Raw genomic sequence first — 14,238 nt, 5'->3', positions numbered from 1 at the left:
AAACTAAAATGACAGTTTTCTTAATTACTATTGTTTAAAAATCATGCTTAACTTAGTATACCCTACAAAGTATTAATTCAAACTACTCTAATTTAAACAAATTATATCATAAAAAGTCACAGTATTAATAATACTGTGACTTTTTATCAAGCTTTCTTTTTAACTACTACACTAACACTTCCAATACTTGATATTGCCGCATTATTCCCATCAACAAGCGTTGCTTTGGGCGTATACTCAAAAGTTCCCTCTTCTTTAATATTTGATAAATCCAATATTACATTTATATTCTGAGCTGTTACTTTATCCAGTTCGGTTTGTATCCCTGTTACTGACACATTAGTTGTCAAATTTGAATTTTCTAATATCAGATTTTCACTTAAATTCTTAATTTGAACATTACATACTATATTCTTAGTTACACTTTCTTCTTTCTTAACTTTAAACTTCACATTAATAATACCTTCCCCATCTTGTACTAAAATGCCCTCTGGTAAATTAAGTTTAACGTTCATTTGGCTATCTGATTGCAGTGACGACATGTCCACCGACTCAGTATCTATTGATGATATTTTATCTAAATTTTGACTATTACCTAATATATTTACACTACTTTTACTTAGTTCATATCCATCTAAGACAAATCCTTGTGGTATAGTACCATTTGTCTTAAGGTTTATAGGCACTACTTTTCCATTTGTTACTACAATAGATAGCTTAGCCGTTTTAATATCAGATTCAACATCATTAACCTCATTTCCAAATGAATCTACGAATTTTATGCTATAATCACTTTGTTTATTGTTATCCACATCTCTTTCATCTCCAGTTAGAATTGCATCACTAATCCTCTCAATCACGCTTTTACCACCTGTGACTTTTACTGTCTTCGGACTTATAGTTTGTTCCTTCTCATAGATGTGTTCCTTATAGTTAACCTTAACTTTTGATTTTATTGTAACTTCTTTTTGTACCAATTCCTCCAAATTTACCTTTATTCCTAGGAATCCATTGTTCTTAATATTAATATTCTGTGGATAGCTTATTATTTGAACTGGTATTGTATTTTCTCCGCCTTTCAATGCATAAGCCGACATATCAGCTGCAATCTTAAAATCTTCTTTCCTAATCTTTATCACTTCGCTAGATGGTCCTTCTAATTTTAAGTCTACTGTAAATTGCTGCTTATTCATAATTGCAAATTTTGAATCAATTAGAGAGTTCTCATTAATTAATTCAACTGGAATATTTTTCAGTTCATAGGTTCTAAGAGGATTCTCAACGTTTGAGATATATAACCATAAACAAAATGATAACAATATACAGATAATCTTAACAATTAACGTTCTGTTTTCACTTTTATCCATGACCTCACCTTCTCTCCCGCTGTTTTAACTTTCTTCTCATTTCTATTTTCTATAATTTTAGTTATTACACTTTTTAATCTTTCCTTATCGTATCCCCTAGTTATCCTGCCATTTATAGCCAATGATACAACACCAGTTTCTTCTGATACAATTATAACTAATGCATCTGACACTTCTGATAAGCCCAGTGCTGCCCTATGTCTAGTTCCTAGCTTTTTATTAATTGCAGTATTACTAGTTAGTGGAAGGACGCAACCTGATGCTAAAATTCTATTATTTCTTATTATAGTTGCACCATCATGAAGCGGAGTGTTCACAACAAATATATTTTCTAAAAGATTTGAGGTTACATTTGCATCTAACAATGTTCCTGCACCAATCAATTCATTAAGACCTGTACTTTGCTCTATTACAATTAATGCTCCAGTTTTGCTTTCAGCTAAATTCTGTATAGCAACTGAAATCTCGTTTATCATTGCATTCAAGTCTTCTTTATTATAAAAATAATGCTTATCATCAAAAGCACTTCTTCCTAAGTGTTCTAATGCTCTTCTAATTTCTGGTTGAAAAATAATAATTACAGATAATACCCCGATAGTTAATGTTTTATTTAATATAAAATATAACATATCCAATTTTAATAAATAGCTTATTGGAATAAGCGCTATAATTAGCAATATTCCCTTTAATAACTGTTCTGCCCTTGTTTCTTTTATTAGCGTATAGCACTTGTAAAATATATAAGATACCACTAGTATATCCAACACACTCCAAAGTGACATATTAGAAAAGCTTTTTTCTAGCATAGATAAAAGTTCCTGCAAATTTCTCACCTCTCTTCATTCTTAATTAAAATTATACAACAAATAGTATACGCATAGATATAAAGAGAATTATAATTTTCTTACTTTTTAATTATTTTTATAATAATTTTTTATTAACAGTAAATAGTTCCAATTTGAGCCATTATAAAATTCTATAAAATGATTATAAAAATAAATAGTGCATATAATTACTTTCTTTGGCAATAATATTATTTGTTGCACTATACCTAAGGAGGTTTTTTATGAAAAAGAAATGTAGTATTTTTGTAACTGCTTTAATACTATATCTTTCCGTTATTAATGTAAATCCAACTTTTGCCGTAGTTTTGGGCGAAACTAGTAGTGGAACTAATAATATTTCCATAAACCAAAAAACTGTGAAAGATAATTTAAATACTAATATAAATTCACAATCTAATGAAAAACATAAGGATGTTTTAGAAGTTTTTAATCATAATACTCAACAATTATATATAACGGGTGAAGATATAGAATTAATGGCAAAGCTTGTTTCTGCTGAAAGTGCTGGTGAACCATATGCTGGAAAGGTGGCAGTAGCTTCTGTTGTACTAAATCGTACTACTGATCCACATTTTCCAAACACTATTAAGGATGTCATTTTTCAAAAAAATGCCTTTTCTTGTGTTAAAAATGGTAAAATAAATGCTAATGCAAATCAAGATTGCTATAATGCAGTATACGACGCGATCAGAGGTACTGATCCAACAAATGATGCCTTATTCTTCTACAATCCAGCCATAGCAACGTGTAGCTGGATGAAAGAAACTCAAAAAATTAATCAAACAACTATAGGACATCATACCTTTTTCAAAACAAAAGCTTAAATATTGATGTAAAAACAGGGGGAAGCTACTTTAGATTAACATAGCTTACCCCTTTCTTATTTTCACTCCTCAAAAAAGCCTTTTGCGATAACTTCTCCATTCTCCATCATTTTTTTTCCATTTGCCAGAACCATTTGTATATCTAAGTTTTTTTCATCCACCATTACTAAATCTGCATCTTTTCCACTCTCAATATACCCTTTATTTTTAAGTTTCATAATTTTTGCAACATTCGATGTTACTACCTTAATCGCATCATCGATTGGAACATTTCGTTCAGTAATTGCATATTTAATTTCTTTATATAATGTTGATACCGAACATATTTCATATCCTGCTAATTTTCCATCTTTATCGAACTTCTCCATGCTCCCATTTCCGTCTGAAGTAAAAGTTATATGTTCTATAGGTAGTTTTTCATTCAAATATTTTTTTAAACCATCACCAGCTCTAAGTTCACCTTCTGCTAAATTATCTAAATCACAGCTTGTGGTTAAATCAATAAATCCACCTTTTTTAACATATTCTAAGCCACTTTCAAAAAGTTCTCCATTTCTATTAATATGTGTTGGCAACAATTGAGTTGCAGGAATTTCTGTTTTATCTATTAATTCAAATAAATAATTTAACTTTCTATCTCCTTCACCTAAATGTATATTAACAATTCCACTCTTATTTGATAACAACCCTCCAACTCTACTTTCGGCTACTGCTTTTGCAAATACATCAAAAGTTGGTTGAGAGCTTCTATGGTCTGAAATAGCTATTTCTCCAATTCCAATTATTTCTTCAACCAGCATCAAATCATTTTTAATTGAATCTGTTACTGTTTGGACTGGCAATTCATAAGAACCAGTTAAACAGTATGCAGACATACCATCTTGTTTTAGTGCCTTTGCCTTGGCTATCAATGCCTTCATACTTCTACATATCCCATCTGTGCCTATGCATCCAATAACTGTAGTTATCCCAGCTTTCACTAAGCTAGATAATGGCATTTCTGGCGTTCTTGTATTATATCCGCCTTCACCTCCAGCACCTATAATGTGAACATGGCCATCTATGAATCCTGGAAATAGTAATTTATTTTTACCATCAATAATCTCAATATCAAGTAACTCATTTTCAATATTAAGATCGTCATATATACCTTCTATCTTTCCACCAGATATCATAACATCCTTTATTCCAAGATGCTTAGGTGCATACACATTACATCCTTTAATTATTGAGATCATATTCTCACCTATCCTTCTTCTAAATATATACTAGTTAACAATCACGTTTATCCTAATGTGTTTATTGTATAATTATCTTTTCCTAATACATATGTTAATATGACATCAATTTATTAATTAATTATTAGTGGAATAATTTTCAAGATAAAACACCATTTTATTCATTAACTATTCCTTTAATAGTATCATTTGCATAAATCGAATCTGGATAGTTATTAATTAATATCTTTGCATAATTTATACTCTTCTGCTTATCTACCAAATTGGTTAATAATGTCAAATCATATAAAGCCTCTTGTGTATACACACCTTTAGGGTACAGCTTATAATACTCCTCATATTCGCCTATTGCGTCAGAACTATCAGGTAACTTAGAAGCACTACTCGCTCTGTAGAATAATATGTGCTCTTTTAAACTATTTCCTTCACAATATATATATGCTTTATCTAAGGAAATTTTTGCCTCAGAATAATTATTTTCATTGAAACTCCTTAGTCCATTTTCATAAAACTGTGATACACCTTGGTTTTTCATCAAATCAATAGACTTTTCATATACTTCAAAATCTTCATTGCTTATGCTTTCCTGCTTAACATCCTTTAGTTGTTCGAACAGGCCAACTAAATCATTATTATCTATTAATAATTTTGCCTTATCTTTATTAAAACCATTCTTTTGGGTATTATTTTTTGCTTCTTGTGATACTTCTAAATCAGACCGTGTGCTACCTTTGACTTCTGATTCCTTAACTTCCTCATTCACGTCACCTTCATTCTTTTTGACCTCTTCTGCAATATTATTCGAATCCACATTTTTGTATTTTGATATAACTGTGTATCCCCCAATTACAATAGCAACCACGGTGATTAAAATTGTAATTCCCAATAATACGCCTTTTGAAAAATTTCCACCATCTATATATATTCCACTCTCTTTTAATTCCTTTTGGAGGTTTCTTGCCGTGATTGCACCTTTGTCTATCCTTAAAGCTTTATCTACATATTCTTTTGCTTTATAAAAATCACCCTTTTTTTGATAACACATAGCAATTCCAGTATTTACTTTAATTGCATTAAAATCGCTTTCTACACATCTCATAAACAACTCCAGTGCTTTATCAACTTTTAATTGTTTTAATTCCTGCTCTCCTCGTTTATATAACTCTAACCTCTTCTCATCAGCAACTGCATCCTTTATGTAGTTCCTTGCAACATTATCATTATTTAAATCTCTATTCATATTCCAAATAGTAATTGCTTCATTCAACTCTCCTTTTTGATACAATAAAAGTCCTTTAAAGTTCAATACACTTGAATTATTTAACCCCTCTAATAATATATCTTCACATATATTCAAGGCTTTATTTATTTTTCCTTTCTCACAGTAATTCATAGCCTTATCATAAGCTCTTCTAGCCTTTTTATCCATAAAATTCCCCTTAATTATCCTTAATACAAGATATTTTATTATTTTATAATATATTATAGCGTATTTAATTATCATAATTAAATATAAAAATTAAAGCTACCTCACTTAATATTGAGATAGCCTTAATTATATAAACGATATATTCTATATTATTCTTGCTCTAACATTATCTTCTTAGCATTTAAGATTGATGTTGCACTCATTGAGAACTCATCTAATCCATATTCAACCAATGTTGCGATAGCTGCTTCATCTCCAGCCATTTCTCCGCACATTCCAACCCATTTACCGTGCTTATGAGCTCCATCTATAGTCATCTTTATTAATCTAAGTACTGCTGGATGCATTGGATTATAAAGATATGAAACTTTTTCGCTCATTCTATCAGCCGCTAAAGTATATTGAATTAAATCATTTGTTCCAATTGAGAAGAAGTCTACATGCTTAGCTAATTCATCAGCATAAACAGCTGCTGCAGGGATTTCAACCATTATACCCCATTGAATCTTTTCTGAATATTCTTTTCCTTCAGCCTTTAATTCCGCCTTACATTCTTCAACAACTTCTTTTGCTTGCTCAAATTCTTCTAATCCAGAAATCATTGGGAACATAACTGCAAGATTTCCGTATATAGAAGCTCTAAGTAATGCTCTTAACTGAACTTTAAATATGTCTTTTCTATCTAAGCAAAGTCTTATTGCTCTATATCCTAAGAATGGATTCATTTCTTCTGGTAATGGTAAGTATGGAAGTGTTTTATCTCCACCGATATCTAGTGTTCTTATTACAACTTGCTTACCTTCCATTTTTTCAAGAACGAATTTATATGATTCATATTGTTCGTCTTCTGTTGGAGCACTATCTCTATCCATGTATAGGAATTCTGTTCTGAATAATCCTACACCATCTCCACCATTTGCTAAAACACCAAGAACATCTTCTGGCTGACCGATGTTTCCACAAACTTCAATTCTTCTACCTGATTTAGTTGTTGTTTTAACATCTATTAATTTCTTTAATTCTTCTTGTTCTGCTTGGAATTTTTCTTTTTTAGCTTTGTATTCTGCTATAACTTCTTCTGAAGGATTTATAATTACATCCCCAGTTAATCCATCAACAATAACTGCATCTCCTGTCTTAACACATTCAGTTATATCACCTAATCCAAGTACAGCTGGAATTTCTAAAGTTCTAGCCATTATTGCTGCATGTGAAGTTCTTCCACCAATGTTTGTAATAAATCCTACAACTTTACTTCTATCTAATCCTGCTGTATCAGATGGAGTTAAGTCATGAGCTACTACTATTGTATTATTTTCAGTTATTGCAAAAGAGTCTCCACCCTTACCTGCAAAATTTGATATTATTCTCTTAGATACATCTTTAATATCTGCAGCTCTTTCTCTCATATATTCATCATCCATAGATTCAAATATTGCAACAAAAGTACTTGTCACACTTTCAATTGCCTTTAATCCATTAACGCTATTATTCTCAATTTCCATCATCATAGCTCCAGTAAATTCTGGGTCATCTAATAATGTTATATGTGCTTCAAAAACAGCTGCTTTTTCTGCACCCATTTCTTTTTCTGCTTTTGCTTTAATGATTTCTAATTGTGCTTTAGAATCATCTAATGCTTTTTGCATCTTTTCTTTTTCTGCACCTATATCTGCAATTTTAGTATCATTTATAACGATTTCTTCGTTTTCTTGTAAAAATACCTTACCTATTGCATAACCCTTAGAAGCCGCAATACCTTTTTTCATAATTTGGAACTCCTCCTTGATTGTAAATTTTGTTATAAAATATTAATTTTTACATTTTTGTATATTGCAAGTCTTATTTTAAGTATAAACCCTTTCTATTATAACATAATTCACAAAAAAATTAACTTAATTTAACCGTTTTTTTATGATTTTTTACTAAAAAGTCATACACAATATAGTTTTTATCCATTTTTTTCTATTATTTAATCATTTTAATAAGTCTAATTTACAAATCATCAACTAAAGTTGTGGATTTTGCATAGGCTGTAGACCTTGCTTCAAAGAAATCTGTCTTTACCGAGTTAGCATTTGATTGAATATCTACCCATAAAGCTGGATTTTCATTATGTTCACTAAAAAGTGGTTCTAGGCCTATCTCTTTTAATCTCTTATTTCCTAGATATTTTATATAATCTTCTATTAATTGTTTATTTATTCCTTGTATCTTATCCCCAATAACATAACGTCCCCATAAAATTTCTTGCTCTACACCAGTTTTCATCATTTCCGACAATTCTTTCTTTACCTCTCTTGTAAATAGTTCAGGATTTTCATTTTGTAATTCTCTTATGATATTCCTGAATAACCAGAGATGAGTATTTTCATCTCTATTTATATACCTAATTTCTTGAGCTGATCCCGGCATCTTGCCGTTTCTCTCTAAATTATAAAAAAACATAAATCCAGAATAGAAATAAATGCCCTCTAGTATATAGTTAGCCATAATAGTTTTTAGTAAAGTATGCTTGGTAGGATTATTTATAAATTCGTTGTATAGATCCCCTATAAATTTATTTCTATTTAATAGTATTTCATCATCTTTCCATTGATAAAGTATTTCATTTCGCTTCTCAGGTGAGCATATGCTGTCAAGCATATAACTATAACTTTGAGAGTGTACAGCTTCTTGGAAACTTTGAATTGTCAAACAAAGATTAATTTCACTTGCTGTTATATAATTATTTATATTGCTTAAATTAGCTGTTTGAATAGAATCCAAAAATATTAAAAATGATAATATTTTATCATATGCTATTCTTTCTTCATCTAATAAATTTTGATAATCCTTTAAATCTTGTGAAAGATTAATTTCTTCTGGTATCCAAAAGTTATTCATACTTTGTCTATACCAATCTGAAACCCAATTATATTTCATATTATTAAAATCATTTAAATTCGTTGTATTACCGTTTATAAGTCTCTTCTTACTAATCTCTCTATCTCCGAATTCATTAAAAAGAGGTTTTTTGTTTATACTCATACTGGTTAATTCTCCTGTTCTTGTATCATATTTAAAAAATTGACTCTTATTTATCTACTTTCGCCTTGCATAAGTTCCGCCGGCCAAATACACGATTTGGAGCGCCCTAAAGGAAACTCGACTCGCAATTCACTCGCTGAGTAAGCGATTCACACCAAATCATTTTTTAAAGAAGTTAAGCTGAACATGTTTCACATTCAGTTACTTCTAGTGATTTTGATCTAACATAATAAATAGATTTAACCCCACTCTTGCAAGCCTGTATATATAAGTTCATTATCTGCCTCATAGTATAATTATTTGTTATGTAAAGATTAAATGATTGACCTTGATCTATATGTCTTTGGCGTATACCATTCATTTTTACTGACCATGTTTGCTCTATATTGTAAGCAGAATTATAATACCAGTAATTTTCTTCTGAAAGATTTGGTGCTGTCTTCGGAATTATACTACCTTTTTTCTCTTCTAAATAAAATCTAGCCATAATAGGATCAATTCCTTCCGACGTTCCTGCAATAGTTGCTGTTGATCCATTTGGTGCTATAGCGATTAAGTATCCATTCCTCATTCCAAATTCATTAACCTGAACTCTTAACTCATTCCATCTTATATCATTATATTTTCTCAATTCAAAATAATTACCATTATCCCAATCAGATCCTGTAAATAATTCATAAGCTCCCTTTTCTTTTGATATTTCCATACTTGCTTTTATGGCAAAATAGTTTATTTTTTCATAGACTGCATCTGTAAAACTTTTATGTTCCTCTTCTGTCCAATGAATCTTATTGTTAGCAAGCATATGATGATATCCACTTGTACCAAGCCCTACCGCTCTATATTTTTTATTTGTAATCTCAGCAAATGGGACAGAGTAATAATTTAGATCTATGACATTATCCATAGCTCTAACTTGAGTCTCTATTACATACTCCATTTCTTCATCATTTAGAACATCTACATTACCGAGGACTACTGATGATAGATTACATACAACGAAATCTCCTGGTACTATCTTTTCTACTACTGTATAACAATCGTCTTCCTTTAATATCTGGCTCTTTTGCATTGTCATTGGACTCATATTCTGCATTATTTCCGTACATAAATTTGAGGAATATATCATCCCTTTATGCTTATTTGGATTCATTTTATTTGCAGTATCTCTATAAAATGCAAATGGTGCTCCTGTTTCAGCTGCACTCTTAATAATTAATCTAACCAAGTCCTTTACAGACATTATTCGTTTTTCTATTCTCTCATCATTAACACATTCATAATATTTTTCTTCCCATTCTTCACCATAAAAATCTTCTAAAGCGTATCCTTTAATAGATTTAATTTCATATGGACACATCATATACCAATCAGCATCTATGTCATTTTCAGCAAGCCTCCAAAATAAATCCGGATAACAAAGACCTGGGAATACATCATGAGCCTTCTTTCTATCATCTCCATTATTAGTTCTTATTTGAAGAAATTCAGGAATATCCTTATGCCATGCATCAAGCCATATAGCAACAGATCCATTTCTAACACCTAATTGATCCACAGCTATAGCTGTATCATTAAATAATTTGACCCAAGGAATTATTCCTCCTGACGCTCCTTTAAATCCTCTAATAGGAGAACCTAATGCTCTGATTTTTCCCATATAGATTCCCATACCTCCACCAAATTTCGATACCTTAGCAAAATTATCAAGTGATTTATAAATTCCTTCTAAGCTATCTTCTACAGAATCTACAAAACATGAACTTAACTGATAAAATGGTTTTCTTGCATTAGACATTGTTGGTGTCGCCATGGTTGCCTTTAAAGAACTTAACACATCATAAAATCTCTTTGCCCAATATACCCTATTCTCTTTCTTTTCAGGAATAGCAAGATGCATAGCTATTCCCATAAACATTTGTTGAGGAAGTTCAATAGCATCCCTATTATAATCCTGAACTAAATATCTCTTTGATAAAAGATTTATTCCACTATAATTAAATAAAAAGTCCCGTTCCCCTTTTATCTCCTTCTCTAACTCTAAAATATCCTCTTTTGAATAATTCTCAAGAATATATTCTCCATACAGACCTCTACTAGTTAAATCTTTTATAAATTCATAATAATTTTTGTATAAATCTGCTTCTTTATCTAAGTTTCTAATAGACCTTATCTTATTATACAATTCATATGTATATACCTTAGCCGCTACATATTGCCAATTCGGCTCCATATCTGTAGTTAATTCTAATGAAACTTGAATTAATGATTTCCTTATATCACTACTGTTCATTCCATCTCTAATAATATGATCTAATGCAGCTAATAATTTTTCCTCAGTATAAACTCCTTCTTTATCTTTAATTTCAGAAATTGCATCCTTGCATAGTTGATTTATAGTTGACATCTTCTAATCTTCCTCCACCACATATTGTGTTTTTTATATATAATTCATATCTTATATACAACATATTGTATATTATAATTGTTGATATAATATTTGTAAAACGCTAAAATTTATAGATATGTATGAAAAAAGTAGTTAATCTTTAATTTTACATAGATTAACTACTTAATTGATATATTTTGTTTATTAATATCTACTATCCCTTACTTAAAGGAAGTATTAGATAAATTTTAAACATATCTCCTTCTTTTTTTATCTTAACTTCTCCACCATGAAGTTCAACTATACTCTTAGTTATGGCAAGACCTAATCCTGAACCTTCAATTTTTGAGTTTCTGGATTTATCACCTCTTGCAAAACGTTCAAACATTTCATCTTCATTAAAGTCCATTTCATAATTTGATATATTTTTTACGCCAATTATAATATAATCATTTTCTGATTTAATGTCTATATATACTCTAGTATTATTTAGAGAATATTTCAAAGCATTGATTATTATATTTTCTATCGCTCTAGACATCATCTTACCATCAAGTTCCATGTATACTGCATCTTCTTCACTTGTCACTTTAAAAGATATGTTTTTTTCTTCATATAAAGTGCTATATTCCCCTACTCCCTGATATATTAAAGATAAAATATCTATTAGTTCTCTGTTTAATTTAATCTTCCCACTATTAATCTTTGACATTTCAAATAGATCCTCAATTAAAGCCTTTAATTTTAAAGATTTTTTTTCTAAGATTAATAAATATTCTGCTCTTTCTTCTTCTGTTATATCGCTACTCTTTAGTATGTTTACATAATTAATTATCGAAGTTAATGGGGTTTTTAAATCATGGGATACATTAGATATTAATTCAGTCTTTAACTTCTCATTATGAACACCATTTTCTAAAATTTCCTTATACCCAGCTTTTAACAAATTGATATTTTCTGCTAACTCTTTTATAGCAGGCGAACCATCTAGTTTAATATCCTCTTGTAAATTCCCTTCACAAACTTTCCTCAGCGCATCATTTACCACAATAATATCTAAAGTCTTTTTTAGTGCATACATCATTGTAATAAATAGTATAATAATAACAAATATACTACCTTTAAAGGGATACGTCTGAAAGAATCTAACAAATATATTGTTTTCGTATCCACCAGTGGCTAAAAAATATAAATATACGATTAGTAGTATCATTGCTAAAGATACGGATATTAATAAGGTATTCCTTGTTTCCTTATATTGCAATCCTTTTTTCATTACAAAGATCATATTGTTTATGAAATTAGATTGAATTTTGGGCGATTTAGGATTCTTTTTAACTATAAGAAAAGCCTTTGCGATGAACCCCATATATATACAGAACAATGCGCTTAACCCCAATGCATTACTTCTAATTTTGTCTGCAGCTAAATCGTGTTGTGCCTTATTTATCTGTATATAATCTCCTAAAATTGAAAATAGAATTAATGTTATTAGCGCTATAATCAATATATCTATTAAGTAAATACTGCTAAAATATACTTTAATCTTCCTTCTCAATCTTATATCCAATTCCCCACACCACCTTAATATATTCAGGCTCTTTTGTGTTAATCTCAATCTTCTCTCTTATTCTTCTAATGTGGACCGTAACTGTATTTTCGCTTTTATAAAATATTTCTTCCCATACATTTTCATATATTTCTTTTATAGAAAATACTTTTCCTAAGTTTGATGCCAATAGGTGAAGTATCTTGTATTCTGTAGCTGTTACTTTAACCTCTTCTCCCCTTAATGTAATTTTTTTAGCAATAGTGTCTATAACTAAATCCTTAACCTTAATTATATCCTTTCCCTCTTCAACGCTTAATGGCTTTTCATATCGTCTAAGTTGTGATTTAACTCTTGCCACAAGCTCTAGATGATTAAACGGCTTAGTTATATAATCATCTGCACCTACATTTAATCCTAATATCTTATCTGAATCCTCACCCTTTGCAGATAGCATTATTATAGGTAAATTTAGTTTTTCTCTTATTTTCAAGCAGGTACGTATTCCATCAAGCCTAGGCATCATTATATCTAATATTATTAAATGTATCTTCTCATCTTCAAGAATATCCAAAGCTTCTAGACCATCTTCAGCTTTAAACACTTTTAAGTTTTCGCCTCTTAAATATATTTCAATTGCATCTCGTATTTCCTTTTCATCGTCAACTACTAATACGTTAAACATGTTAATTCCTCCTAAAGCCACTTTTATAAAGTATATTACTAATCCCTGTTGAACCTATAAATTTGATCAATTATATACTGCATTTTGAAATTCCTTTGAATTTTTGACCGGATTAAAATCCTCTTCATTCTTTGCTACTTCCTTAACACCCGAATCCAACTTTATTGCTTTATTTAAGTATATCATTGTATTCTTAACATCCCCTCTTCTTCCATAGATAGATGCTATCCCATAATAACTCCATACATACTCTTCAATTTCTAATGCTTTATTATACCACTCTAATGCTTTATCCATGTTTCCATATAGCTCATATACGAGTGCTTTATTAAATCGTGCATAGCCATAGTTACTATTTATATTAAGAGACTTATCTATATCATTCATGCCACCATCATAATCACCATTATAAGCTTTTGAAATTCCTCTTATATTATATCCCATGGCATTGCCAGGAAACTCACTTACAAGATCATTCGCTTTACTAATTGCTTTAGAATATTCATGAGAAAAAAATAACTTATAAGCTTCATTATATAATTCATTTTCTTTGGATGAATATTCCTTCTCCTTATTCAATTGGTTCTTACTACTAGAACTATCAATTATTTCAGCATCTTTTTCAATAGTTTTGTTTAATTTTTCCTCACTTCCACTATTGCTTGATTCTTCTTTACTTTGAGGGCTGATTGCCTCTTCTTGCCTTTCATCATTACCTTGGATGCTTCTATTTCTTCTATTTTCTAATAACTGATAAGATATTACCCCTAGGGCAATTAGCACTAAAATAATTAATAGCATTCTCTTACTTTTCTCTTTTCCTAGCAACTTGATTCTATCCATATGTTTCTCCTTTTTCTTAATATGGCTTTACACTAACTT

General features: G+C 30.0%; 11 protein-coding genes. 1 reads left to right on the top strand and 10 read right to left on the bottom strand.

The window, feature by feature from the left end; translation table 11 throughout:
• Nucleotides 1-146: 146 nt before the first annotated feature.
• Together D2A34_RS21005 and cdaA are read right to left on the bottom strand one after the other, a co-directional pair.
• Nucleotides 147-1,367 (bottom strand): CdaR family protein, encoded by a 1,221-nt coding sequence (locus tag D2A34_RS21005; protein ID WP_079437675.1) that lies wholly within the window; start codon nucleotides 1,365-1,367, stop codon nucleotides 147-149.
• Complete coding sequence (gene cdaA, locus D2A34_RS21000) at nucleotides 1,340-2,191, bottom strand: diadenylate cyclase CdaA (protein WP_079437674.1); 852 nt, start codon at nucleotides 2,189-2,191, stop codon at nucleotides 1,340-1,342. Before cdaA ends, D2A34_RS21005 begins: the two co-directional genes overlap by 28 nt.
• A 242-nt stretch (nucleotides 2,192-2,433) precedes the next feature.
• Between cdaA and D2A34_RS20995 the strand changes: the two genes are divergently transcribed.
• Nucleotides 2,434-3,036 carry a cell wall hydrolase gene (locus tag D2A34_RS20995; protein ID WP_079437673.1) on the top strand — a complete coding sequence of 201 codons (603 nt, stop codon included), beginning with the start codon at nucleotides 2,434-2,436 and terminating at the stop codon, nucleotides 3,034-3,036.
• 62 nt (nucleotides 3,037-3,098) lie between these two features.
• Here the strand turns inward: D2A34_RS20995 and iadA are convergent, their stop codons facing one another.
• The 8 genes from iadA to D2A34_RS20955 all read right to left on the bottom strand — a co-directional run bounded on the left by iadA (nucleotide 3,099) and on the right by D2A34_RS20955 (nucleotide 14,199).
• On the bottom strand, nucleotides 3,099-4,274 hold the full coding sequence (gene iadA, locus D2A34_RS20990) for a beta-aspartyl-peptidase (RefSeq protein WP_079437672.1): 1,176 nt from the start codon (nucleotides 4,272-4,274) through the stop codon (nucleotides 3,099-3,101).
• Between the two features lie 157 nt (nucleotides 4,275-4,431).
• A complete protein-coding gene (locus D2A34_RS20985; RefSeq protein WP_119367837.1) occupies nucleotides 4,432-5,703 on the bottom strand; it encodes a hypothetical protein in 1,272 nt (423 codons plus the stop codon).
• Between the two features lie 149 nt (nucleotides 5,704-5,852).
• Entirely contained in the window at nucleotides 5,853-7,472 is a 1,620-nt protein-coding gene (gene ptsP, locus D2A34_RS20980) for a phosphoenolpyruvate--protein phosphotransferase (protein WP_079437670.1), read from the bottom strand.
• Nucleotides 7,473-7,698: 226 nt separating this feature from the next.
• Nucleotides 7,699-8,733 carry a ribonucleotide-diphosphate reductase subunit beta gene (locus D2A34_RS20975; protein ID WP_079437669.1) on the bottom strand — a complete coding sequence of 345 codons (1,035 nt, stop codon included), beginning with the start codon at nucleotides 8,731-8,733 and terminating at the stop codon, nucleotides 7,699-7,701.
• A 175-nt stretch (nucleotides 8,734-8,908) separates the two neighbouring features.
• Nucleotides 8,909-11,140: a ribonucleoside-diphosphate reductase subunit alpha gene (locus D2A34_RS20970; protein ID WP_079437668.1), complete on the bottom strand. Its 2,232-nt coding sequence runs from the start codon at nucleotides 11,138-11,140 to the stop codon at nucleotides 8,909-8,911.
• 196 nt (nucleotides 11,141-11,336) lie between these two features.
• Nucleotides 11,337-12,692 carry a sensor histidine kinase gene (locus D2A34_RS20965; RefSeq protein WP_119367836.1) on the bottom strand — a complete coding sequence of 452 codons (1,356 nt, stop codon included), beginning with the start codon at nucleotides 12,690-12,692 and terminating at the stop codon, nucleotides 11,337-11,339.
• Nucleotides 12,664-13,356, bottom strand: a complete 693-nt coding sequence (locus D2A34_RS20960) for a response regulator transcription factor (protein WP_079437666.1) — start codon at nucleotides 13,354-13,356, stop codon at nucleotides 12,664-12,666. Before D2A34_RS20960 ends, D2A34_RS20965 begins: the two co-directional genes overlap by 29 nt.
• 66 nt (nucleotides 13,357-13,422) lie before the next feature.
• The gene (locus D2A34_RS20955; RefSeq protein ID WP_119367835.1) at nucleotides 13,423-14,199 is read right to left on the bottom strand and encodes a tetratricopeptide repeat protein; all 777 of its coding nucleotides are present in this window, start codon (nucleotides 14,197-14,199) and stop codon (nucleotides 13,423-13,425) included.
• Nucleotides 14,200-14,238 lie beyond the last annotated feature (39 nt).

The organism is Clostridium chromiireducens (assembly GCF_003575225.1).
Taxonomy (GTDB): Bacteria; Bacillota; Clostridia; order Clostridiales; family Clostridiaceae; genus Clostridium; species Clostridium chromiireducens.
This window is presented reverse-complemented; position numbering and strand designations above follow the sequence as displayed.